The sequence below is a fragment of the uncultured Rothia sp. genome (genome assembly GCF_963507905.1).
Classification (GTDB): domain Bacteria; phylum Actinomycetota; class Actinomycetes; order Actinomycetales; family Micrococcaceae; genus Rothia.
Genome location: NZ_CAUOUU010000006.1, coordinates 26,452 through 49,763, shown reverse-complemented (window position 1 = coordinate 49,763; position 23,312 = coordinate 26,452). Strand labels below are relative to the sequence as shown.

General features: G+C 62.0%; 16 protein-coding genes, 1 tRNA gene and 1 other RNA gene. 10 read left to right on the top strand and 8 right to left on the bottom strand.

All coding sequences use genetic code 11. The annotated features are described in order from the left end of the window. Nucleotide 1 precedes the first annotated feature (1 nt). The 3 genes from ffs (at nucleotide 2) to RQ593_RS05370 (ending at nucleotide 976) form a co-directional block, all read left to right on the top strand. An RNA gene (gene ffs / locus RQ593_RS05380) (signal recognition particle sRNA small type) lies at nucleotides 2-98 on the top strand. Between the two features lie 346 nt (nucleotides 99-444). Next, nucleotides 445-533, top strand: a tRNA-Ser gene (locus tag RQ593_RS05375). A 119-nt stretch (nucleotides 534-652) separates the two neighbouring features. Further along, on the top strand, nucleotides 653-976 hold the full coding sequence (locus tag RQ593_RS05370; protein WP_303980473.1) for a type II toxin-antitoxin system VapB family antitoxin: 324 nt from the start codon (nucleotides 653-655) through the stop codon (nucleotides 974-976). 126 nt (nucleotides 977-1,102) lie between these two features. Here RQ593_RS05370 and RQ593_RS05365 read toward each other — a convergent pair whose 3' ends face one another. Further along, nucleotides 1,103-1,798 (bottom strand): TetR/AcrR family transcriptional regulator, encoded by a 696-nt coding sequence (locus RQ593_RS05365; RefSeq protein ID WP_311450015.1) that lies wholly within the window; start codon nucleotides 1,796-1,798, stop codon nucleotides 1,103-1,105. A 110-nt stretch (nucleotides 1,799-1,908) separates the two neighbouring features. Continuing rightward, nucleotides 1,909-2,988 (bottom strand): hypothetical protein, encoded by a 1,080-nt coding sequence (locus tag RQ593_RS05360; RefSeq protein WP_311450014.1) that lies wholly within the window; start codon nucleotides 2,986-2,988, stop codon nucleotides 1,909-1,911. A gap of 271 nt (nucleotides 2,989-3,259) precedes the next feature. Between RQ593_RS05360 and RQ593_RS05355 the strand changes: the two genes are divergently transcribed. The 6 genes from RQ593_RS05355 to RQ593_RS05330 all read left to right on the top strand — a co-directional run bounded on the left by RQ593_RS05355 (nucleotide 3,260) and on the right by RQ593_RS05330 (nucleotide 10,311). Then, nucleotides 3,260-3,988, top strand: a complete 729-nt coding sequence (locus RQ593_RS05355) for a queuosine precursor transporter (protein WP_311450013.1) — start codon at nucleotides 3,260-3,262, stop codon at nucleotides 3,986-3,988. A gap of 107 nt (nucleotides 3,989-4,095) precedes the next feature. Further along, nucleotides 4,096-5,550: an amino acid permease gene (locus tag RQ593_RS05350; protein ID WP_012904186.1), complete on the top strand. Its 1,455-nt coding sequence runs from the start codon at nucleotides 4,096-4,098 to the stop codon at nucleotides 5,548-5,550. 234 nt (nucleotides 5,551-5,784) lie between these two features. Then, nucleotides 5,785-7,290 (top strand): amino acid permease, encoded by a 1,506-nt coding sequence (locus tag RQ593_RS05345; RefSeq protein ID WP_012904185.1) that lies wholly within the window; start codon nucleotides 5,785-5,787, stop codon nucleotides 7,288-7,290. Nucleotides 7,291-7,649: 359 nt separating this feature from the next. Continuing rightward, complete coding sequence (locus RQ593_RS05340) at nucleotides 7,650-8,162, top strand: acyl-CoA thioesterase (RefSeq protein WP_311450012.1); 513 nt, start codon at nucleotides 7,650-7,652, stop codon at nucleotides 8,160-8,162. A 99-nt stretch (nucleotides 8,163-8,261) separates the two neighbouring features. Continuing rightward, the gene (locus tag RQ593_RS05335) at nucleotides 8,262-9,374 is read left to right on the top strand and encodes a phosphoglycerol transferase (protein ID WP_311450011.1); all 1,113 of its coding nucleotides are present in this window, start codon (nucleotides 8,262-8,264) and stop codon (nucleotides 9,372-9,374) included. Between the two features lie 229 nt (nucleotides 9,375-9,603). Further along, on the top strand, nucleotides 9,604-10,311 hold the full coding sequence (locus RQ593_RS05330; RefSeq protein ID WP_311450010.1) for a hypothetical protein: 708 nt from the start codon (nucleotides 9,604-9,606) through the stop codon (nucleotides 10,309-10,311). 131 nt (nucleotides 10,312-10,442) lie between these two features. Here the strand turns inward: RQ593_RS05330 and RQ593_RS05325 are convergent, their stop codons facing one another. The 5 genes from RQ593_RS05325 to RQ593_RS05305 all read right to left on the bottom strand — a co-directional run bounded on the left by RQ593_RS05325 (nucleotide 10,443) and on the right by RQ593_RS05305 (nucleotide 16,202). Continuing rightward, complete coding sequence (locus tag RQ593_RS05325; RefSeq protein WP_060823945.1) at nucleotides 10,443-10,952, bottom strand: SRPBCC domain-containing protein; 510 nt, start codon at nucleotides 10,950-10,952, stop codon at nucleotides 10,443-10,445. Between the two features lie 32 nt (nucleotides 10,953-10,984). Continuing rightward, complete coding sequence (gene tgt, locus RQ593_RS05320) at nucleotides 10,985-12,295, bottom strand: tRNA guanosine(34) transglycosylase Tgt (protein WP_044150805.1); 1,311 nt, start codon at nucleotides 12,293-12,295, stop codon at nucleotides 10,985-10,987. 213 nt (nucleotides 12,296-12,508) lie between these two features. Then, the gene (locus tag RQ593_RS05315) at nucleotides 12,509-13,447 is read right to left on the bottom strand and encodes a Dyp-type peroxidase (RefSeq protein ID WP_311450009.1); all 939 of its coding nucleotides are present in this window, start codon (nucleotides 13,445-13,447) and stop codon (nucleotides 12,509-12,511) included. A 150-nt stretch (nucleotides 13,448-13,597) separates the two neighbouring features. Next, entirely contained in the window at nucleotides 13,598-14,860 is a 1,263-nt protein-coding gene (locus tag RQ593_RS05310) for a glycoside hydrolase family 76 protein (RefSeq protein WP_311450008.1), read from the bottom strand. Between the two features lie 163 nt (nucleotides 14,861-15,023). After that, nucleotides 15,024-16,202 (bottom strand): pseudouridine synthase, encoded by a 1,179-nt coding sequence (locus tag RQ593_RS05305; RefSeq protein ID WP_311450007.1) that lies wholly within the window; start codon nucleotides 16,200-16,202, stop codon nucleotides 15,024-15,026. A 573-nt stretch (nucleotides 16,203-16,775) separates the two neighbouring features. On the opposite strand from RQ593_RS05305, the gene RQ593_RS05300 reads away from it, so the two are divergent. Beyond that, the gene (locus RQ593_RS05300; RefSeq protein WP_311450006.1) at nucleotides 16,776-17,360 is read left to right on the top strand and encodes a TetR/AcrR family transcriptional regulator; all 585 of its coding nucleotides are present in this window, start codon (nucleotides 16,776-16,778) and stop codon (nucleotides 17,358-17,360) included. Between the two features lie 266 nt (nucleotides 17,361-17,626). Here RQ593_RS05300 and RQ593_RS05295 read toward each other — a convergent pair whose 3' ends face one another. Beyond that, nucleotides 17,627-23,185: a DEAD/DEAH box helicase gene (locus RQ593_RS05295; RefSeq protein ID WP_311450005.1), complete on the bottom strand. Its 5,559-nt coding sequence runs from the start codon at nucleotides 23,183-23,185 to the stop codon at nucleotides 17,627-17,629. Nucleotides 23,186-23,312: the final 127 nt, after the last annotated feature.

The following is a 23,312-nucleotide window of genomic DNA, read 5'->3' as shown; positions in this document are numbered from 1 at the left end:
TTCTTGCCTCTTACGTGGCGTTATCTTGGAAAACTCCCCCAGGACCGGAAGGTAGCAAGGGTATTCGAGCTATGACGGGTGCGTAGGAGGTCTTTTTTTACCCAAAAACGGGTACCTGGGTAGTCCGCACCCGTCATATGCACTGCGTGCCCGCTCCGCTGGCGCTCCGCGGCTTCGGATCCGGATTGATTCTTCGCTCGCTCAGAATCCGAATCCTCAGCGGTTGCGTAGGAGGTTTTTTCATGCCCAAAAATGGCTACTTAGGCAATTGGGCACCCGTCAGATGCACTGCGTGCCCGCTCCGCTAACGCTTCGCCCAAAAACAGGGGGCACAAGCACCCATAAATGTGCTTTCTGTTACTTTTTCTATTCGGGGCTTGCATGCTTTACAAAAGCGTAGTAAAGTTTTATTCGTTGCCTACGCAATGCGTAGAAAACATAGCTGGAGGATTCGCCTAGCGGCCTATGGCGCACGCCTGGAACGCGTGTTGGGTTAACAGCCCTCGGGGGTTCAAATCCCCCATCCTCCGCCACCGATCCCCGGTCTTAGATTCTAAGACCGGGGATTTTTTATACCGCTTGGTACTATTTCTTCAGAACCCCACGGTTCCACGCACCGCCGGGGCGCCCCAGACCTGCAGAAAGCACCACCATGATCTTCAAAAAAGTAGGCGACAGCCGCCCCTACCCCCAGCACGGCATGACCCACGCCGACTGGGGAGGAATCCCGCCGCGGCAGGTACGCCTCGACACCCTCATCACCACCCAAAAAACCCTCAACCTCGAGACCCTACTCGCCGAAGACTCCACCTTCTACGGCGATCTCTTCCCGCACGTGGTCAAATGGGGCGGCGAACTCTACCTCGAAGACGGCGTGCACCGCGCACTGCGTAACGCCCTGCACCGCCGCGCCGTCATGTACGCGCGCGTACTGGACCTGGACTCCATCTCCCCGGCACTGCTGCCTGGCGCCTAAAAACCTACCCGGCGCGTAAAAATCTAACCGCGTAAAAACCCACCCGAATACAGAAAATGCCGCGGACCGATGCAAAGAAGCATCAGGTTCGCGGCATTACATGTAGCTATTCAGCCCGCTCAACCATTAGGAAGCGACCTTCAGGTTCGCCTCCTGCACGGGCGACTGCTCCGGCAGAGACTCCTCGGAGTCCAGGCGAACAGGGTTGCCTTCGGCGTCAAAACGTGCACCCAGGCCCATCTGAATAAAACGGATAGTGCTCAGAATCTGGCGTTCGCGAGTCTCCTCATCCGGTGCGTCCTCCGCGCGACCCGCACTTGAGGAGAGGGAACCGTGTACGAGCATCGCCAGTTCGCGAATGTCGTTCTTCGGAATGTAGTTCTCAGCAATGGCGGCAGAAAGAATATGTGCCAGCACCATCTGCAGCTCGTGCACGTGCTTGCCGAGCTTCGCATAGGACTCGGGGGAAAGCATGGAGCGCATCGCCGGGCCCGGAGGCAGGTGGCGGCGCGCCAAATCGTTGATCTGCAGGCGAATGTAGACCGCGAGCTGGTCAATCGGGTTCTCGATGCCCTCCAGGCCGACGCGCAGTTCGTTGAGGAAGCGTTCGGTCTCGTCCAGGGCGTATGCGACCAGCAGTTCACCCATGTCAGCGAAGTAGTTGTAGACCGCGGTGCGGCCGATGCCGGCGTTCTTGGCGACGTCGGTCATGGTCAGGCCGGGCAGGCCGCGGGTGTAGAGGATCTCGCCGAAGGAGTTGAGAATGGCACGCTTGGTGTTCTCGCGCTGGGCGGCGTTGGTTGCTGCAGAAATACGAGGCATAGTGACACTCTACCCCAAATCGTCAGCAAATGACGAATTTATTGAATGTGTCACCAAGAAATTTGCCCAATCCATGCGAATTTTCACGTTTATGACGAAATAACCGCCCCCTACAAGAAGCCCAAACGAGTCGCCGCCGCCAAATCAGCACCCACCAACGATGCAATCGGATACCCCGTATGACCGCGTCCCGGAGTCACCTGCAACAAAGTCCGCGCCCCCAAACCCTCATAGAACGCACTACCCTCCTGCACCGCAATACGCGCCGACCAGCTCCCCTCCGCACTGGTCGCCATACGCCGACGACCCGACGGCGAACGCCCATCCAACACACCCACATGCCAGCTCATCAACAGGTGCTCATGCGAAGAAGGATTCAGCGCAGCCCGCTCACGTACCCGAGCCGGCACGCCGTCAGCACCGCCTCCACCGATGAAAGTCGCGCCGCCTCCACGAATCCACTCAATATCGTGTGACAGCAGCTCGTAGCTGAGGAACTCCGCGCCACCCGAATAGCCCGCAAGCCAGACGCGGCTCATATCCACCTTGTACGCCAGGGCAATCTTCTCAATCAGGGCACGAACCATCCTGCCGTTTGAGCGGGCACGAACCCACCAGTTATAGGTCAGCGGAGGCGCATAGGAGCCGGCATCCGTCAGGCGCGGCTCCCGCAGGCTACCCGGCGCCAACACCGGCACCGACAGCATATTGAACTCAGCCGCCACCTGCGCCAACTCGGTACGCAGGGGGGAGGTGCGGCGCAACAGACGGCTACCCACACGGGAGAGGTGGTCGCCATCAAAATAGAACAGCACGCCGGGCGCTGAATCAGACTCGGACAAAAGATGCAGATTATCGACCCGGTAGTAGATATTGCGGCCCCGATGCGTAAACGACCGGTAACCGAGCAGCTCAGAGGACGCCAGAAGCATCGGCTCCAGCAGAGAAAGACCGGTACGCACAACCTGCGCTGTATAGGTAAACAGCGGATGCAGACGCGGAATATGCGCGCTCAGCCGCCGCTGGTTACGGTACCGCCGCCTCCGCGCTCGCCGTAGAGAGCCACGAACCGCGCGGCGCACCGAGCGCTGCACCGAGGCGCGTAAAGCACGCCCCGCCTCCAGCGGGGACGCCACCTGCCCGGTACGGTGAACTCCGCTGCGGTGAACTCTGCGGCTCAGATTCTTCATACCTCCATTGTAGGTGCGGGGGTTCTGCCGCCGCCGGGATGAGGTGGCTCCGCAGGCACCCGCACCGGGTAGCCAGGTGGATATAGCGTCCACACTCTTGAACGAAGCCCGTAAACCTGCCGCCGCCACGGCATATAGGTACTATTAGATAGGCTCGGGTGGCAGACGAGCCGGTGAGTAGCGCCCTGCATAGCGCACTCACCCACCACACGTGAGGGCTTGTACCCTACGTGAAGAAACACATCGCATGAAGAAAGACTTGGGGAAAGTAATGGCTAAACCCGTTAGCGAATCTAAGGCTCAGACGAGCACCGTCAAGGTGCCCTGGGCTGGTCGCCGCGGCTACTTTGATCTGCTGCTGGGCGCATCCTGCGTCATCCTGATCATTTCGAATATTGGTGCAACCAAGGGCGTGGAGTTCGGTCCGCTGCCCTTCGAGCTGCCCCTGATTGGCTCGACCATTGTCACCGATGGTGGTTTCTTCCTTTTCCCGCTCGCCTACGTGATTGGCGACCTTCTTTCTGAGGTGTACGGCTTCAAGCGTGCCCGCCGAGCCATTGTGGCGTCCTTCGCCGCGGCTGCTTTTGCCGCCCTGTGCTTCCTGCTGATTGTGCACCTGCCCGCTGCGAGCTTCTACAAAGGCCAGGAATCGTTCGAGCAGGTTCTCGGCCCGGTCTGGCAGATTTTTACGGGCTCCCTGCTCGGCTACCTCTTCGGTCAGACCCTGAACGCATGGGTCATGGTGGCAATGAAGAAGGCAAGCAAGGGCCGTTTCCTATGGCTGCGCATGATTGTCTCCACCCTGGTTGGTGAGCTGCTCGACACCCTCATCTTCTGCTCGATTGCCGCACCGGTGCTCGGCATCGACACCCCGGAAGCGTTCATCAACTACGTGCTGATTGGCTATATCTATAAGTGCCTGGTCGAGGTGCTCCTCATGCCGATCAGCTACCCGATTATTGGTTGGTTCAAGCGTCACGAACTCGAGTACGTGGCATAGGCTAACCTCCTTACAGCTGATGTGCAGAGCCGCCCGGCCTAACGACTGGGCGGCATTGCCTTTTCAGATTTGTTCAATACACAGCATGTCTAAGAAAGAGATACGTTATGTCTAAACTGCAGGGGAACACCCCCGAGCAGTCGGAGAAGAACGACTCGTTGAATCGTTCCCTCTCCCACGGCCAGTTGACCATGATTGCAATGGGCTTGGCGCTGGGTACGGGCCTGTTCCTGGGCTCCTCCTCCGCCATTAAAATCGCGGGCCCCGGCGCAATTCTCTCTTACGCTATTGGTTCGATGATTGCGGCAACCATTGCTGCGTGCGCGGGCGAAATGTCCGTGCGTCACCCCGTCCAGGGCGGTTTCGGCACCATTGCCAGCCGATACCTGAACCCCTTTAGCGGCTACCTGACTCGCTGGGCGTATTGGGCGTGCACCGTGCCGCTGGCCGGTGCTGAGCTGGTGGCGGTTGGCCACTACATGGCGTACTGGTTCCCGGACGTTCCCCTGGCTGTGTTCGTTGCCCTCTTCGGTGCGATTATTCTGGTGCTGAACCTGGTGAGCGTGAAGTCCTTCGGCGCCCTGGAGTTCCTGCTCTCGTCGATTAAGGTTTCTGCCGTCATCGTGTTCATGGTGATTGGTGTGCTACTGGTGTTCGTGGGTCTGCCCGGCCACGCTGCGGCGGGTACCGCAAACCTCGTGAACGACGGCGGCTTCCTGCCGAACGGCCCGGCATCTATCTGGATTTCGATGGCTGTTGTCATGTTCTCCTTCGGCGGTGTGGAAATGATTTCTCTCTCCGCAGCGGAGGCGAAGGACCCGGCACGCTCGGTGGCAACCAGCGTGAAGGCAATGATTTGGCGCCTGTCCACCTTCTACGTGGTGTCCATGGCGATTATTCTGTGCCTGGTGCCCTGGCAGACCGCCGCACAGAACTCGGAGCTGACCGAGTCGCCGTTCGTGCTCGTCTTCTCTGAGCTGGGCATCCCCTTCGCGGCGGACATCATGAACTTCGTGGTGCTCGTTGCTGCGCTCTCGGGTGCGAACGCCTCCCTGTATGCGGCAACCCGCCTGCTGCACGCCCTGGGCTCTGACCGTATGGCTCCCGCAGTGGCTGCCCGCACCTCCTCGCGTGGCGTGCCGGTCGTGGCTCTGCTGATTTCCTTCACCGGCGTTGTTGTGGCAACCGTGATGGCTGTTGCCAAGATTGGCGACATCTTTGCCCTGCTCATGGCGCTGGTGACCCTGTGCATCCTGATCGTGTGGGTCATGATTCTGCTGACCTACCAGGCGTACAAGAAGGACCAGGGGGACGCCTCCTCCTTCACGGTGCTGGGTGGTCGCGTCACCGCAGGTCTGGCTCTGGCGGGTGTCCTGGCGACCCTGGCGGCAATGTTCATGCTGCCCGGCTCGGGTGTTCAGGAATCCATCATGGTCGGCATCGTCTTCTTCGTGCTGATTTCTATTGGCTACGCCATCTCCTCGAAGGTTAAGGGCGGCTATGAGCGCCCCGACCTGGACGCTATGCACGCCGACGAAGACACCAATGCGGCACAGCACTAAATAGCGTGAAAGCCTCGAGAGGCTGAACCATGAAAGGCACCGGATGGGGGAGCACCCCCGTTCAGTGCCTTTCGCTTTCTGCAGGTTCCGGCGGCGCCGTTCTGAACGGCTCGGGCGTGCCCGTAGAATAGTTAACTATTCGCACCTGTCACCGAGGATATGAGGCCGCGGAAGCCGGGTGCGAGCACACATTGCACATCACGCCCCTAAGGCGTACTGACGGAAGGCACCTTCGTGTCCCACAACGACGATACCCGCAGCCAGGCTGCAGCGGGGACCGCCGGGCAGCGCACCCTGAAGCGTTCTCTGTCCCACGGACAGATGACCATGATTGTGATGGGTTCCGCGCTCGGTACGGGCCTCTTCCTGGGTTCGGGCACCGCTATTGCGATGGCTGGTCCTGCGGTCATTCTCACTTACGCTATTGGTTCTGCGCTCGCTTCGGTGATTGGTGCGGCAACCGGTGAAATGGCGGTTCGCTACCCTGTCCGTGGTGGTTTCGGTACTATTGCTACCCGCTACCTGGGCCCGTTCGCGGGCTTTTTGACTCGCATCGCCTACTGGACGGCGACTGTGCTGATTGCCGGCGTTGAGCTGGTGTCGGTGGCGACCTACCTGAATTATTGGTGGCCGCAGCTTCCGCTGTGGACGGGTATCGCGGCGTTTGGTGTGGCGCTGATTGTGCTGAACCTGACGAGCGTGAAGTCCTTCGGCATGCTGGAGTTCTTCCTCTCTTCCATTAAGGTCATTTCGATTGTTGCCTTCCTGCTGGTGGGCCTGTGCCTGATTTTCTTCGGTCTGCCCGGTCACGCCGCGGTGGGTACCGCTAACCTCTTCAATGACGGCGGCTTCATGCCGAACGGCCTGCAGTCGGTGTGGCTGTCGCTTGCCGTTGTGATGTTCTCCTTCGGCGGTATTGAGATGATCTCGATTTCTGCCGCGGAGGCGAAGGACCCCTCCCGTTCGGTGCGTTCCTCGGCGAAGGCGATGATGATTCGCCTGGCGACTTTCTACGTGCTGGCGGTTCTGATTGTTGTTGCCGTCATCCCGTGGCGTTCGGCATCCGGTCTGGGCGACGCGGTGGATGCTTCCCCGTTCGTTCTGGTCTTTGAGCAGCTGGGTGTGCACGGTGTGGCGCACTTCGTGAACTTTGTGGTGCTGATTGCGGCGCTGTCGAGCGCGAACGCGAACCTGTACGCGGGTGCGCGTCTGCTGCACTCCCTGGCGGCTGACGGCATGGCGCCTCGCCAGTTGGCTCAGGTGAACCGCGCTGGCGTTCCGGCTCGTGCGGTATGGCTGTCGACCAGCGGTATGGTGATTGCTATTCTGCTGGCGCTGTACAGCCCGAAGGAAGCGTTCCTCTCCATGATTTTCGTGATTATGGTGTGCGCGCTGACCGTGTGGGTTCTGATTCTATTCGCCTACATTGTGTACAAGCGTGTTGAGCCTGCGACCGATGGTTTCCGCCTGTGGGGTGGCCAGTTCACTGCCGCGGTTGGCGTTCTGCTGCTCTTCGCGGTGTGGGTTGCGCTCTTCATGGTGCGCGGTTCCATGATTCCGGCTGTGGTGGGTGTGGGCTACTTTGTGGTCCTGAGCCTGCTGTACTTTGCTCGTATCCGCCACACTCACGTGATTGATGAGCAGACCTTTGTGGAGGCTCAGAAGGCAACCGGCGCGTATGACGCTATGCAGTACGACGCCGACCATGCTCTGGAGACCGCGGCGAAGCTGGGCCGCTAGGGTTTTCGGTTCTGTGCCCTGGGGTTTGTCCCTGGAGCCCCGCACGGGGTAGCCGGGGGCTGTTACGGGTAATAAACGAAAAATACGGAAACTTTTCGGAATTCCTCGTAATAAACCCGTAAAAATACCGTGGGCTCTCAGAGCGGGTCTATGATAGACAGTGAACCGTATGATCTTGTATGCGTTCAAATGTCTGTGTGTTGGATGAGGCTCGAAAGCATCGTAGCTTTCGAGCCTCATCATTTTAATTTCTGAACATATTTTTAGAGCATTAAACCTAGATAATGTGTTCATTTGCTTTATAGTGCGAACCTGTGTGAACAGCCCCCTCAAAGCGGCGGGGGAGTAGAGTTAAAACCATGCAAAGCCACGAAAACACCCCCGAAAAGAACGCCGCCTCTGAGGCTGGTACCACCGACGAACTGCTGGTGCACGTTCCCGCCCGCTGGGGCGACATGGACGCCTACGGGCACGTCAACAATGTTGCCATCCTCTCGGTCATGGAAGAAGCCCGCGTGGCGCTCTTCGGCCCGCCGCCCTCCTCCGGGCAGAAGCCTACCGTGGCACCGCAGCCTCCGATTCCGCTTTTTGACCTGGTTGCCGAGGGCGTGCAGGCACTCATTGCCGAGCACGGCATCCGCTACCTGGCTCAGCTGCCCTACACCGGTGAGCCCGTGCCGGTGCGCCTAAGCGTGGAGAAGGTCAGCGCCGCATCCGTGCGTATTGGCTACTCGATTCTCTCCCCGGTGGACGGCCGTGAATGCGTGCGCGCCTTTACCGTGCTGGCGTTCTGGGACTCCATCGCGGGGCGGCTGACTCGACTGAGCCCTGAGCAACGTGAACTGTTGAGCTCCTACCTGCCGCAGAAGTAGGGGCGCTCCGCCGTAATAAAACGGCATTGAACGGGGTTAAGCGTATGCTTTAAATACCTTCTGCAAAGGGTGCAAAAGGTTCATCTCCAGGAGATAACAATGTCGTTTCACCACACTCAGGCAGGCCTCGCCGGCTGGGGTCGCCGCACGATGCGCGCCACCGGATGCGCTGCCGCCCTGCTCCTTGCCCTGACCGGCTGCTTTGGCGGTTCTAAGAGCGAAAACTCTTCGTCGAGCCCCAGCCCCTCCAATACGGCTAACCACTCGCAGTACCCGCTTCCTTCCTCCACCGCGTCACCGACGAAGAAGACCGAGCCGACCGTCACCGAGACCCGGGTGTCCGCCTCCGCAGAGAGTGCCGAGGCGAAGGCGTCCGAATCCTCCGCACCCGCTGAAGCGAAGGCAACCTCTGCCGCGAACCCTACCGCCGCTGAGACTCCCCGCGCGCCCGAAAAGGTGGAGGTTGAACGCGCCTCCGCCGGCGAGCGCTGCGGACACATCGGACGCAAGGGCTACCTGAAGACCGGTGCGGAAATCATGGTGCTGCGCGGTACCGTGGACTGCGCCCACGCCCTGGACGTGCTGACCGAGTACATCACCACCCCGCGTGCCGACGACAACCTGACCGAGCACCAGGTTGCGAAGGTTCAGGACGCCACCTGCTACTGGAACCCGCAGTACGCGATGGCTGAGAACCGTCGCGAGGATCGCGGCGCCCCCGAGTGCACTATCGGTGAGGATGTCGCCTTTGTGGCTCGTCTGGAAAACCCGGATGCTCCCCCGATTCCCTTCCTCATGGAGCCCTCCTACTACGATTCCGGTGCCGGCTATTACCGTTTCAAGAGCGATGACGAGCGCACCCTCTGCGAGCTGAACCCCGCGGATGGAACCCTGGTGTGCGAGCGCCGCACCGGTGAGCAGACCGGTGACGGTAACGGTGCGGTCGGTCGTACTTTTGCCGGTCCGGTGGAGGTGACTCGCATGAACTTCCTGACCGGCGCTAGCGAGGTGAATACTGTGAATGAGTCCTCGGCTCTGCACGCGGAAACCACCACCGCAAACACGAAGATGATGCACACCTGGGATGTGGTGACTGTGCCCGCAGCTGAGGGTCATCAGCTGACCTGTTTCGGCGAGATTGAGAATAGCTCGATAAGCTGCCATGACGGAAACGGCCACACTATTCTGGTGCGTGGCAGGCACGAAGGCTAAGCGCCCGCGTCAGAATTATTGAGTTGCTAACGAGCTATCAATGAGTTGTGAATAGCTAAGGAGGGGCTTCCCGCACTGCCGGAGAGCCCCTCTTATTGCGCTGTGCCTCTACCCGCTGTGTCCTAGCGGGGGCACCCTGTGGGTTCCTAAGATGCCGTATAGCTAGCTCACAGGTAGCGTCTTTAGAATACTGGTTAGGAACCCGAACCGATGACGCAGAAAGGTCACCATGCATCCGGCACAGAAGCACTCTACCCAGACTTCTTCTACTACGCTCCGCACCGCTCAGCGCTACAGCCCCGTAGCGCTCGGTGCCACGCTCCTGCTGGCGCTGTCGGCATGCTCCGGAGGCGCTACCACCGCCTCCCCGAGCGCCACCGCAACCCCTAGCCCGAGCGCTACGAGCGCGAAGGCAAGCGCCAGCCCCACCCGCACCGCAACGGTCACTGAAAGCACCCCGACTGCCGGTGCTATTCACACCCCCACCGCGGCGGCTACCGTGAGCCCCGGAACCATCACCACCGCAAGCCCGGCAACGACTGCTCAGGCGACCGTGCAGGCGAGCGCCTCCGCATCGGCTAAGGCGAATACTTCGGCGAGCGCTGTGGCGAAGGCGTCGAGCACTGCGAGCCTGTCCAGCTCGGATGTTCAGTCTGCGGGCGGTAGCTGCGGCAGCATGGACGCTACCGGCTACCTGAAGCACAACGCTACGGTTCAGGTGACCTCCGGTGCGGTGGATTGCCTGTTTGCGCGTGAGCTGATCCGCCAGTTTGTGGTGCAGAACCCCGCCGAGGTGACCGGTAAGGCGAATGGTGAGCGTACCGTCATGTCGGCGCGCTGCTACTGGAAGCCGGGTGACGGAGCGGATCGTGCGACCCCCGAGTGCGTGTCCCTGGATGGTGGCAGCACCGTCATTACCGTGAAGCTGACCAACTAGTTCACGACTCACACCCGGCAAGGCGCGGGTATAAACACAAGCGATTAAACACAAGCGCCGCGTTGACGAATCATTCGTCAACGCGGCGCTTTTCTGTCTCGAAGCTATCTCAAGTAGCTGGGAGGCGGGTTTTAGAGCTCTCCGCGTGCACGGGCGGCAAGCACGTCATCCAGGCGGGCGAAAGTCGAACGCCAGGTGGTGCGCACCTCCTCATGGACCGAGGCGGGCATGGGGCCAATCTCAATGACAATGCGGGTACCGGCTCCTACGCCGTCGGCGGTAATCACGGTTTCGGGGAAGAAACGGTGACGCTGGTACACCAGCACGCTACCGGGGTTGCCCAGGTGGTCGGGCAGCTGCTCTGCGTATTCGAGCTCCTTGAACGGTTCAATGCTCAAAAAGCGGCTCTGCAGAATGCAGGACACCGAGGGGTCCACCTCGTTGATCATGGATAGGCGCTGCAGGCCGCCGACGACGGGCTCCACGACAACGTCGGTGGGGCGCACGTGCCAGCCGGCGGGGCCGTACCAGCGGACCAGCAGTTCGGGGTCCAGGTAGGCGCCGAAGACGTCCTCGACCGGGGCTGCGATCTCGTGGTCGAAGACGAGAAGCTCCTCATCGGGAACATGAGTGATGCTCATAGGGTTCTCCTTAAACGGGTTGAAGAGCGGGTTTAGGGCTTCTTGCCGGAGTAGTAGTTGCCGAGGAACTCGTCACGGTACTCGAAGTAGGTGCCGTCCTTGATGGCTTCGCGGGCGTCGTCCACCATGCGCACGATGAAACGCTCATTGTGGATGGAGGCGAGGGTCGCCGCCAGACGCTCGTCCGCCTTGAACAGGTGACGCAGGTAGGCGCGGGTGTAGTGGGTGCAGGTGTAGCAGTCGCAGCCCTCGTAGATGGGCGAGAAGTCCGCCTTGAAGCGTGCGTTGGTGATGTTGTAGCGGCCGGTGGGGGAGTAGACGGCGGCGTTGCGTGCCACGCGGGTGGGGGATACGCAGTCGAAGGTGTCTACACCGTTTTCGATGCCGACGAAGATGTCGTCGGGTTCGGAGATGCCGAGCAGGTGGCGGGGCTTGGACTCGGGTAGCTCTTCGGCGCACCAGCGCACGATGGTGCCGAGGTTTTCCTTCTCTAGCGCACCGCCGATGCCGAAGCCGTCGAAGGGCATGGAGCCGAGGTCCTGGCACGCCTTGCGGCGCAGGTCCTCGTACTGTGCACCCTGAATGACGCCGAACAGTGCCTGGTAGGGCTTGCCCACGCGCTCTGCGGTCAGGCGCTGGTGCTCAGCGATGCAGCGCAGCGCCCACAGGCGGGTGCGTTCGAGCGCCTCCTCCTGGTAGCCGCGGGAGTTGTAGAGGGTGGTCAGCTCGTCGAAGGCGAACATGACGTCGGCACCGATCTGGTGCTGAACCTGCATGGACACCTCGGGGGTGAAGCGGTGGATTGAGCCGTCAATATGCGACTTGAAGTTCACGCCGTCGTCGTCAATGTGGGCGAGGCGCTCCTTGCCCTTTGCCACGTCGTCGTCACCGAGGGGGCGGCCGTCGGCGCCCTTAGCGTCCGCGACGGTACCCATGTCGATTACCTTCTTGAAGCCAGAGCCCAGGCTCATGACCTGGAAGCCGCCGGAGTCGGTGAAGGTCGGGCCGTCCCAGTTCATGAAGGCACCCAGGCCGCCTGCCGCGTCGAGGATTTCGGGGCCGGGCTGCAGATACAGGTGGTAGGCGTTGGAGAGCAGAGCCTGAGCGCCGAGCTCCTTCATGGATTCGGGCAGGACCGCCTTGACGGTTGCCTTGGTGCCCACGGGGGTGAAGGCGGGGGTCTGGATCTGTCCGTGCGGGGTGGTGATGACACCGGTGCGTCCGCGGAACTGTCCGCCGTTGGCTTCTACACGTTCAGCGCTGGGGGAGGCGGTGTCCGCCAGGCGGCTGGTGATGGTGAAGCCAAAGTCCTCGGTGGGGAAAGAGTTATCTAGAACGCTCATTCTTCTCTCGATTGTTTGCTTTCCGTCTGAATGTCTACACCCTAGCCTACCGGAAAACCCCGCCTCTCTTGCCGGAGGCGGGGTTTACGCGGGTACTGTCAGGTTGGGGCACAGCCAGACTAGGGCACAGCCAGACTGGGGTATAGGCAGACTGGGGTATAGGCAGGGTAGCTGGGTTTAGCTAGCCCTAGTCGGCGAAGTTAGCCGGTGTAGTTAGCCAGCGAAGTCGCCGAGCATATCCACGGTCGGCACGAAGAAGAGGGTGCCGGTCACCGCGGTGCTGAAATCCAGCAGGCGGTCGTAGTTGGCGCCATCCACTCCCATGAACATGTTCATGAGCATCTTCCGAACGGTCGAGAAGGTGCTGGCGTAGCAGATGAAGTAGGTGCCCAGCTCGTTGTTACCCACGGTGCCGAAGGGCATGTTGTCGCGAATAACCTTGAAGTCGTCACCGATATTGGCAAGAGCGGAGTGCGAGTTGGCGGGCTTCTCGTCCTCGCTCATCTCGATGTCGTCATGCTTGGAGCGGCCAATGACCTTCTCCTGCTCGGAGACGGGCAGGGCGTTCCACGCGGTCATGTCGTGGATGTACTTCTGCACGAACTGGTAGCTGCCGCCCCTATACATGGGGTCGCTGTCACCGATGATGCCGAAGTATTCGCGTGCCGCGGGGGTCTGCGGGTTTTCGGTGCCGTCCACAAAACCGATGATGGAGCGGCCGTCCCAGTAGCGGAAGCCGTGCACCTCATCCAGCACCTCAGCAATATCGCGTAGAGCCGCAGTAATAGCGGACGCCATATCGTAGGCGACGGACGGCTGGGTCGCGCGGATGTGGAAGTGCAGATCGCCGGGAGTGGACACCGCGGTGTGCTTATGGCCCCTAATCTCCTCGAACTCCACGAGCTCTTGCGGCAGCGGCTTGGGCAGATCCAGGGTTAGCCACGCGCTGTGGCTGATACCCAGCACGATGCTGGCGTTCTCGGGCGAGTAGCGGTTTGCGGCGGTGTGGTTGAGGTTAATGACGAGCCCGCAGAGGTTCTGGAACCCCTCAATGAGCGCATCCTGGCAGATGCCGTCCTTGAACTTCCACACCATGAAAATGGTGTTAGCGTTCGGGCTGGCAGTGACCTGTTGTGATTCTGAAGCAAGCATAAAATCCACCGTACGCCCGTGTGCATGCCCCTGCAATGAATCTAGCCCTAACCTTCTGCACTGGCCCTAACCTTCTGCGCTGAACGGAGAAGATGAGGGCTGGGGCAAAGAACCGTAGGGTTTCAGAGGCCGTGCTTTAGAAACAGTACTCTAGAAACCGTGGGCGGCGAGGTCACGCGCATGCGCCAGGCGCGCCGCCGTCTCGAAAATAGTCCACGCCTGCACCTGAGTGGACAGCTCCACCGGCGCACCGGGCTTCACAACCTTGCTCATCGGCTCGGTGAACCGCGGGGAGAACTGCACGAGCGCCTTACCGCGAATCTCATTCGGGTCAATGCCGTACTCGTTCATCGGCAGGTTGGGGTCGAACTCGCGGCGGCCCTCCCACAGGGCGCGTGCGGTCGAGTACACCAGGTTCGAGGCGAGCGCTCGCGCCTCATCGCTGAGCAGCGGTGAGGACGCCGCCATGCCCAGGTAGCGCACGAGAATGCCGGTGAACAGGCCGCCGTCGCCGTCGCCGTGCGAGATGAGGATGCGGCGGCGCGCACCGGAGAGGAACTCCACCTCTTCGGTCATGTGCTTGACGATGCCGACGATGAGGCGCTCGGCGCGTTCTGCGGGGTCCACTTCGCAGGGCACACCGGATGCGGCGAGGCTCAGTAGAGCACCCAGGGCGGTTCCCTGGTTGTAGGTGAATTCGCCGCGTTCGTATTCGTACTCGTCGCCGCGCACGTTCACGCCATCAATATAGAGCGAACGTTCTGCATCCCAGAGGGTTTCGTTCATCCAGTCCATGAGCGCGGCGGCAGTCTTCGGATCGCCCGCACGCACATACGCCAGAGCGGTCGGTGCGGTCGCCGCAGCATTCACAAAATCACGCTTGGACTTGCGCCAACTCATGCCACCCACCGGGGAGAAACCCTTCGCCAGCTGCTCGAAGAGAGCCGCGCCAGCATCCTGAGCGGCAACATCATTAGCGCCGGTCAGCTCAATGCAGAAGGAGTTCATGCGGCCCACAGCGAGGGCCAGCCACGCCATATCGTCAAAATAATCGTTCGCAAAGCGGCCGTAGTTACGCACGTTAATGCCGCGCAACAGCGCGCGGGCGCGGTGCAACTCTTCCTGGGCGGCAGTAATATCGCCCTCGCGCAGGTGACGCTGACCGGCGTCAATCACACAGTCCAGCAGGTGCGCCTGCCACCAGTAATGCCAAACGTTCAGGCGCTGGCTCAGCGGGCGTGGATCCGGCACCTGTACCGAACCGATGAGGGCGCCGGGCACGCCGAGGATGCGGTGCACGAAGGTGTCGGTGACGCTGTCGGCTGCGGCGGCGGCGTGCGAGGAGGTGCGCTGGGCGTACTCGCTAATCGACTCCAGAGACTGCTCGTTGTGGGAAGACGGCTGGGAATTCATGGACCCTCTGTAGTTGCGGTGAAGTATTACGTCTGAAATTATCCCACTTTTTGCCCTCTGAGCGCCCGGATGCTGTGGGCGGGCTCTCGGGTGTGATCCCTTTTCGAGAACCCGCCGAGAAGATGCACCGCAGGGAACGGAGCGAACGCCATTCAAAAACGGGTTAGGCGGCGGCAGCCAGCGAACGCCCGCTGTACAGATCCACCCGCTCGCCGGTGATGGGGTGCTCAAAATGCAGGCTGTACGCCAGCAACTGCAGCGGGTACTCCGGGCGGTCTGGGGCGTCGGGCAACACCAGCGGGTAGAGAACATCGCCCAGAATGGGGGACCCCAAAAGGTTCAGGTGTGCCCGCAGCTGGTGGGTCTTGCCGGTGTGAGGCGCCAAATCATAGAGCGCCCATTCTCGTTTTTCGTTGAGCGTAGGCTCGGCACGCCAGCCCTCAACCGCCCGCGCACTCGGGGTGAAAGTCCGCAGAATCTTCACGGTCGTCAGCGTATTCGGCTCCACACCCTGCGCCGCACACTCTTGCTCAGATAGCTGCTGAACCTGCAGCTGATCACGAATCTTCTGAATATGCGAACGCACCTGCAGCCCCTCCGCACTCAACGCCTGCTCGGTGGCGGACGCGTCGGCGGGAACCGGTGCCACGGCGCGGTAGGTCTTCGACACCTGACGGTGCTGAAACATCATCTGGAAGGGGCGGCGCGCCTCCACGGTCTTAGCAAAGAGCAGCACGCCGGCGGTCGGGCGATCCAGGCGGTGAATCGGAATCAGCAGCGGGTTCTGCTCACGCACCCGCAGCTTGGTCAGCGCGGTCTGCGCAATATAGGAGCCGCGCGGGGTGGTCGGCAGAAAATGTGGCTTATCAATCGCCAGCACGTGCTCATCCTCGTAGAGCACCGGCATGTCAGAGGGTAGCTGCGGCTCGTCGGCAAGCTCACGGAAGTACCAGATGCGCTCGCCCGGCATATACGGGCTATCGCTGGTCAGGATCGTGCCGTCATCCAGGCGCACCTCGCCGGTGTTGAAGCGGGCGTGAATAATCTGCGGGTCGTTCGGGTAGAAGCGCGCAATCAGGTAATCCGCAATGGTTGCCGGGGCGGTGCTGTTCGGGGTGAGCTCGGCGGGGAGCTCCTCCACAAGCGGCAGGATCAGCTGAATCGGGTCAATACCGTTCTTCTGAGCCAGCGGAGGGGTCAGTAGGCGGCGGTGCGTGCGGCGTGCCGGTTTCGCCTGATAGACGGCGCCGGACTGCACTCCCTGCTGCGTATCGGGTTGAGGGCTGGGCTCTGAGCTGGGCTGCGGGCTGGGCTGCGGGCGTGCGGTGTTCTGTGCGGGCATGGCTCTACTCTACCGCCTAAACTCTATCACCTGAGCGGGGCTGGGACCGAGGTAAGCTGAGCCGGACTGCCTACTGATGAGGTGGCCAGAAACATTGCCGTGGGGTTGGGTTTCGGGCTGCGGAATGCAGTTTTGTCTGACACTCATGAATGTTTGTGTGAATGTGTGGAACAAAAAACGAAAACTTCACAAATTTTTGAAATTATTGGACATTTAATTTAAAAAAACTGCATTAATTTTACAAAAAACAGCGTTTATGTGCGGTATTTTCGAAAGTTCTGTCAAATCAGAAACTAATAACCCTAAATTTAGCCCCTGTGGTTTTTCTAAGTATAAAAGATGTGAAGCAAATAAATACCTGCTAACCTGAGTATCCTACGTCATAAACACCTTAATAAAGGCTGGAAACCGCCTTAAAGCGGTACGATTAAGACACAGAAGTTCGAAATGTCGAACGAAGGGGTCGAAATGGGACAGAAACAGCGCAAGGATGCAGAGATTAAAGGAACAGCCCCGATGACAGCGATGCAATCGGACAATTCTAAAACACCGGAAAATAAAGCAGGAGAGGTTATGGAACATTCACAAAAGAATGCAGAGCCTCGCACCGGTGCCCTGCGCATGGAACCGCACGAACGCGAAGAGCAAATTCTGAAAATTGCTGCAGAACATTTCACTCGCCGCGGCGTGCTCGGTGCCTCCATGAGCGCTATTGCCCGCGATGCAGGCATTACCCGCGCCCTGCTCTACCACTACTTCCCCGGCAAGGACTCCCTGGCCGCAGCCGTCACCCGACGTGAAGCCAACGCAGTCCTTGAGGCCCTGGGTGAGCACCATGAAAACCCCGAGGAAGCACTCCGCAGGGCACTGCGCACCTACTTCCTCGTCGTAGCCGGTGTCCCCACCCCCGGTGGGGAAGACTTCCCGAACAACCCCACCGACTACCTCGAATGGATGCTCGAGCGCACCGGCATGCCGATTAATGACCGCACCCGCGTCATCCTCGGTGGTTGGTTGCAACTCGTCGACTACTTCGCCCTGCACGTCGTGCAGCTCAACCCCCGCGATCAGCGTACCGTTCGCTCCCGCGGGCTCGGACTCGAAGAAGCCATCGACCTGTGCCTGGGTGCCGTGGACACCCTCACCGGCGGCTACTAGCCACCTCAAGAGGTGACAGGTCAACGTAGGACTTCCCGCTCCGATGTTTGGTTACGTGCTCCACGGCAAAGGCGACGTGGACATCCGGGCGGTTATTCCTCCGCCGCGCCGCATGCGACGTGGCGGACTCCGGGAACACCACCCGGATCGTGAGTAGGGAAACATAATGCCCCGCACCCCCTTGACGAGGGTGTGGGGCATTATGCTGCTCAGGTTGAGGTTAAAGGAATTATTTAATCTGAGGTTGAGCTTTAGGTTGTGCTTGGCTAAATGGCACGGCGCAGCGACAACCCCCGGACCGTCGCGTAGAAACCCTGCATCTGCAGTGCCGCACGCAGTGCCTCCACAGGGTGCTCCGTAACTTCGCCAGTGGCTGCGCCCTGTGCGGATGTGTTCAGCGTGTGGGTGCCCAAAAGCTCCACATCGTTGACCTTCTCCACCGAAATCTTCTCCGCACCACCGGCAGACACCAGGCGCGCCAGGGCGGGGGCAGCCGCCTCCAGAAGCACCGGGTCGGTGGTAAACGCCAGCAGAGTCTTCGCGCCGCGCTCCACGTACAGCACCGGGGCGCCGTCCACCAGCACCACGCAGGCGCCCGCCTTACGCGCCGGGCGGTGCTTCACCGTGCCCGCACCCTCGTGAGCAAAGGAGGGAATTGCGGGCCAGCTCAACGCCGCACCGTACGGGTTCGCCGGATCCGTCGCCGCCAGCAGGGTCACCGTGAATGTGCCGTACACCTGCTCGGTATCGGTACGCTGCGGGGTGTAGGCGCTCGCACCAAAACCCTGCGGACTTGCGGGGACGCTCAGGTTATCGGCGGTAGAACGCAGCAGGTCCACCGTCGCTGGGGCGGCAAATTGCGCCGCGCCCAAACCCTCAATAAAGTATCCGCGACGCACCAGCGCACGATCCTCAGCCGCCGAATAAATCCGGTACAGCTGCGAGAACCCGCCGGCAGAATCCTCCACCTGCAGGCACCCGCGAGTCAGCACACCGTAACGGTCCAGCAGCAGGTCGGCGCGTGCGAGCGCCGCAACGGTCGCCTCCACCGGCTCCTGCAGGAGCGTGTCCACGCGGGAGAAACGGCCGCTATCCTGCGGGGCAACGGCGGGAGCGACGGCATGGAGCCCGCCGCGGAGGGAACGTAGACCGCGCCCGGCGGCAGGCACAGAGTAGCCGCTGGAGCTATAGCTATCAGCGCCGTAACCGCCCGCCAAGCCGTTACCCATGGAGGCTCGCGCCGCCGCAATACGACCCGCACCGCGGCGACCCACCCGCGTCAGACGCGCAGGGGCTGCCGGAGTCGGATGTGCACTGCGCATGCCCGCAAGCATCGCCCGAACCGGCGCGAAACTATCGTTCGTCACCGCACCAGCCCACACCAGACGCCACAGAGCCGCCGAAATCTCCGCCGCATCCGGGAAAGTCACCACCTGACCGGCAGGTACCGCAGCGCTCATCAGCTGCGCCACCCGCTCACGCAGCGCCGGCACGAACAGGCCGCCGTGAGCCAGCGCCTCATAGATGGCGTGCTCCAGCGTGCCCGGAGCCTGCAGTGCCTCCCAAAGCTCAGGGTTCTCCGCGCGCAACAGCTGCTCCGGGTAGTCCTCACCCAGGGTCAGCGAAGAACTCTCGCTCAAGTGCAGGCGAATCCAGCCGTCAGACTTCTGCGCGCTACCGCCGCCGAGCTGCCCGGCGCCGGTGAAGAACACCCTGCCGCTTGCCATAAGCTCGTCCAGCATGTGCGGCTGGTAGCCGGGCACGCGCGCCGGAAGAATCAGCGTCTCCAGCGCGGAAGCCGGTACGCGCACACCCGCCAGCTGGTCGATGGCGGTGAGCAGATCCTCCGTGGCGGAGGCGGAATCTTGTCCCATATGTTCTGCGCCGCGCTCAGCTAACGGGTTGGGTGCCGCTGTGCTGAGGGGTGCCACCCTCTCGCCCACCACCGTGGCGGTGCGTCGGGAGGGCCTGAACGCACCGTAGGCGCTCGCCTCCGGCAGGGTCTGAGCAACCCGCACGGATAAAGAACGAACGTTCTGCCACGAAGGTAGGAAAACGCCGTAGACCTGCGCCGATACCGGCTCAATCTCCTCACGCAACGCCGCCAGAGAACGGGCACGAATCGTACGCAAAACCTGCGCATCCACCCACTCAACACCGGCAGGCCCCAAGGCACGTAGCACCTCGGGCAAGAACTCGCCGGAGCTCAGGCGGCGCTGCTGCTGAAGACGCTGCAACACCGGAGTCAGCACGCCCACACCTACCGGAGTCAGGCGCGAAAAATGCTCCGCCGCCTGCTGCGCCGTGAAGGGAATATGGGTGCGCGCATAGCGAGACACCAAGTCCTCAAGAGGCTCCGCAACCGGCTCCAAAAGGGCTGTAGGAAGTGCCGCGGCGGGCATAATGCCCAGTCCATCGCGCAGGCGCGCGGCATCCTCAACCACCGCGTAGTACAGCTGCGGCTTGGTGGTCTCCTCCGCGTTCTCCCCGGCACTGGAAGCACCCGCAAACGAGAACGCGCGGCGCGAACGAACCAGCTGCTCCGCCAGCTCACGCGCCTGATCCACGCTGGCGTGCGCGCCGTACTCTTCGCCGTAGCTTTCAGAGTCCTCATGTTTAGCGCCGGGTGCCTCAGCTTGCGGGTTGTCAGCCCGCAAGCGCAGACTCAACTCCCGCGCGCTCAACGGACCCAGCTGGCGCAACAAATCCGCCACGCCCTCCACCCCGGAAGCGCGGTAACGCTCACCGATGCGCTGCAGGCGCTGCTGAGTCTGCACCAGCACCGCCGGATCCAGCAGATCACGCAGACCGCTCGAACCCAGCAACTCAGCAAGCAGCGCCGGGTCCAGCGAGAGCGCGGCGGCGCGGCGTTCGGCGGCGGGCGCATCGCCGTCATAGAGGTGCTCGGCAACGTACTCAAAGAGCAGAGTGCGCGCAAAAGGCGAAGGCTCGTTCGTCTCAACCTCCAGCATGGATACCGCCCGAGACTGCAGTGAGCGGTGCACCTGAACCAGCGCCGGAACGTCGTACACATCCTGTAGGCACTCGCGCGCCGTCTCCAAAAGCACCGGAAAATCAGGGTACTTACGCGCCACATCCAGCAGCTGCGCCGCACGCTGACGCTGCTGCCACAGCGGGGTGCGCTTACCCGGATCACGGCGCGGCAACAGCAGGGCACGCGCCGCATTCTCACGGAACCGAGACGCAAAAAGCGCCGAGTCGCCCACGCGTTCGGTGACAATCGCCTCCAGCTCGTCCGGGGCAAAGAGGAACAGGTCAGCGCCGGGAGGCACATCCTCCATGGCGGGCAGACGGAGAATCAAGCCGTCATCGCTCGCCATGACCGAGGCATCCACCCCGTACCGTTCCTCAATGCGGGCACGCACCGCCAGCGCCCAGGGCGCGTGCACACCGTAGCCCAGCGGCGAGTGCAGGATCACGCGCCAATCGCCCAGTTCGTCGCGGTGCCGCTCCACAATCATGCGGGTATCGGAGGGGACCGCCCCGGTGGATTCGCGCTGCTCACGCAGGTAGGCGAGCAGGTTATCGACCGCCCAGGCATCCAGCCCGAGCTGTTCGAGCTGCTGGCGGGCGGTGGCGCTATCGGTGGCATCCAGGCTGGAGAGGGCGCGCGTGAACGCGCCCGTCTGCACGCCCAGGGCGTAGGGGCGGCCCATGCGGTCGCCGTGCCAGAAGGGCAGGCGCGCGGGCTGACCGGGCGCGGGGGAGACTCGCACGGCGTCGTGCGTAATTTCCTCAATGCGCCAGCTACTCGCGCCCAGGGTAATGACCTCGCCGGCGCGGGATTCGTACACCATTTCTTCGTCGAGCTCACCCACGCGCTTGGGGCCGCGCTCTTCATCGCTGCTAACCAGGTAGACGGGGAAGAGGCCGCGGTCGGGAATCGTGCCGCCGCTGGTGACGGCGAGGCGCTGCGCACCGGGACGACCCTCAATACTGCCGGAGGGAGCCTCCTCGGTGGGGGTGCGGTCCCAGATGATGCGCGGGCGCAGTTCGGCGAACTCGTCGGAGGGGTAGCGTCCGGCGAGCATCTCGAGCACGGAGTCGAAGAGGGCGCGCGGTAGCTCGGCGTAGGGGGCGCTGCGGCGTAGCGCTTCGTACCAGGAGTCCACGCTGATGGGGCCCAACGCGCAGGCGGCGACGGTCTGCTGTGCGAGCACGTCCAGGGGGTTGGTGGGGATAGCGAGCGGTTCGAGGGTTCCGCTGCGCATGCCGGCGAGGGTGACGGTTGCTCCGAGTAGGTCGCCGCGGTGCTTGGGGTAGAAGAATCCGCGCGAAATTTCGCCCACGCGGTGCCCGGCGCGACCCACGCGTTGCAGTGCGGAGGCGACCGAGGGCGGCGCCGCAACCTGAATGACAAGGTCCACGTGGCCCATGTCGATGCCCAGCTCCAGGGAGCTGGTGGCGACCACGCAGCGCAGGGTTCCGCCCTTGAGCGCCTCCTCGATGAGGGTGCGCTGCTCCTTGGACACGGAGCCATGGTGTGCGCGGGCGAGCGGCGGTACTTCGGCGATGTCGCAGATGCCTGCCGCGTAGTCTTCGGGGCTGATGGCTTGCTTCGCGAGGACGCGGCGCAGGTGAATATCGTTGAGTGCCGCAGTGAGCTTTTCTGCTAGTCCGCGCGAGTTAACGAAAACAATCGTAGAACGGTTGTTCTCAATATGGTCGACGATGCGCTCCTGCACACGCGGCCAGATGGAGGTCTCGGGGCGCTCGCTATCGGGGGTGTCTCGCAGCGCCTTTTCGTGCAGCGCCCCTTCTAGCAATGCCTCTTCTGGGATGGTGAGCGTATTTTTGGGCGCGGTGTTATCGCCCTGTCGCGCCGGGTTTGCTTGCCCAGTTTCTTGCGCGGGTTCCTGCGCCGGGTTTGCCTGCCCGGGGAACACGCCAATGGCGTCTTCGAGCGTATAGGGAGCGCTTGCCGGGATGTCTACGGCACTAGAGGTAGGCTGTGCCGCGCCCTGCGGCGAGCCGACAGAAGCGGAGTGTGCAGTCCCGCCGCCTGGCGCCTCCGAAGGTGCGTATTCTGAGGGCGCGTAGAGCCCCTGCCCGTAGTCGTTGGCGCCTCCGAGTGCCGCCATGTCGGGCACGGGTACGCTCAGACGCAGGTCCCATTCTTTGGCGACCGGGCGGCTCATGATGGTCACCGGCTGAACGCCGCCGAGGAACCGGGCGACCGCCTCCGGATTTTCGACGGTTGCCGAGAGGCCAATGCGCTGCGCGGGCTTCGTAAGGAGCGCGTCGAGGCGTTCGAGGGAGACCGCCAGGTGTGCGCCGCGTTTGGTGGCGGCGAGGTTGTGAATCTCGTCCACGATCACGGTGGTTACGCCCGCGAGGGTGTTGCGGGCGGCGCTGGTGAGCATGAGGTAGAGGGATTCGGGGGTGGTGATGAGAATGTCGGGCGGGTTGCTGATGAGTTGGCGGCGTTCGCGTGCGGGGGTGTCGCCGCTGCGCACGCCCACGCTGATGCTGGGTTCGCCCGTCTCGTTTCCGCTCAGGCGGGTGATTCCGGCGAGGGGTGCGCGCAGGTTGCGTTCGACGTCCGCGCCGAGTGCTTTGAGTGGCGAAATATAAAGGATGCGCGTACCGCCTGCGGTGCCGGCTTCGTGTTCGCGGTGGAGGGCGTCGAGTGCCCAGAGGAAGGCGGCGAGGGTTTTACCGGAGCCGGTGGGGGCGATGATGAGGGTGTTGTTGCCGTTGCGGATGCTCTCCCAGGCGCCTTCTTGGGCGGCGGTGGGCGCGCTGAAGGTGGCGCGGAACCAGTCGCGTACGGGGGCGGAGAAGTGGGAGAGTGCGTCGGTCATGTATCTATTATGGCGGGGTTTATGGTGTGCGCCTCTTGAATTGTTAGGGGCTGGGGGAGGAAGATGTGCTTGACAGGTTCCGAACAAGCCCGTAATATTTTACTTGTAAAGTAATCGGCTGAGAGAA

Excerpts from the sequence above, each read along its gene's own strand:
- RQ593_RS05365 (WP_311450015.1), bottom strand. The coding sequence starts at position 1,798 with ATGCCTCGTATTTCTGCAGCAACCAACGCCGCCCAGCGCGAGAACACC.
- RQ593_RS05325 (WP_060823945.1), bottom strand. The coding sequence starts at position 10,952 with ATGAGCATCACTCATGTTCCCGATGAGGAGCTTCTCGTCTTCGACCAC.
- RQ593_RS05305 (WP_311450007.1), bottom strand. The coding sequence starts at position 16,202 with ATGCCCGCACAGAACACCGCACGCCCGCAGCCCAGCCCGCAGCCCAGC.
- RQ593_RS05295 (WP_311450005.1), bottom strand. The coding sequence starts at position 23,185 with ATGACCGACGCACTCTCCCACTTCTCCGCCCCCGTACGCGACTGGTTC.
- RQ593_RS05350 (WP_012904186.1), top strand. The coding sequence starts at position 4,096 with ATGTCTAAACTGCAGGGGAACACCCCCGAGCAGTCGGAGAAGAACGAC.
- RQ593_RS05300 (WP_311450006.1), top strand. The coding sequence starts at position 16,776 with ATGGAACATTCACAAAAGAATGCAGAGCCTCGCACCGGTGCCCTGCGC.
- RQ593_RS05330 (WP_311450010.1), top strand. The coding sequence starts at position 9,604 with ATGCATCCGGCACAGAAGCACTCTACCCAGACTTCTTCTACTACGCTC.
- RQ593_RS05360 (WP_311450014.1), bottom strand. The coding sequence starts at position 2,988 with ATGAAGAATCTGAGCCGCAGAGTTCACCGCAGCGGAGTTCACCGTACC.
- RQ593_RS05310 (WP_311450008.1), bottom strand. The coding sequence starts at position 14,860 with ATGAATTCCCAGCCGTCTTCCCACAACGAGCAGTCTCTGGAGTCGATT.
- RQ593_RS05370 (WP_303980473.1), top strand. The coding sequence starts at position 653 with ATGATCTTCAAAAAAGTAGGCGACAGCCGCCCCTACCCCCAGCACGGC.
- RQ593_RS05315 (WP_311450009.1), bottom strand. The coding sequence starts at position 13,447 with ATGCTTGCTTCAGAATCACAACAGGTCACTGCCAGCCCGAACGCTAAC.
- tgt (WP_044150805.1), bottom strand. The coding sequence starts at position 12,295 with ATGAGCGTTCTAGATAACTCTTTCCCCACCGAGGACTTTGGCTTCACC.
- RQ593_RS05355 (WP_311450013.1), top strand. The coding sequence starts at position 3,260 with ATGGCTAAACCCGTTAGCGAATCTAAGGCTCAGACGAGCACCGTCAAG.
- RQ593_RS05340 (WP_311450012.1), top strand. The coding sequence starts at position 7,650 with ATGCAAAGCCACGAAAACACCCCCGAAAAGAACGCCGCCTCTGAGGCT.
- RQ593_RS05335 (WP_311450011.1), top strand. The coding sequence starts at position 8,262 with ATGTCGTTTCACCACACTCAGGCAGGCCTCGCCGGCTGGGGTCGCCGC.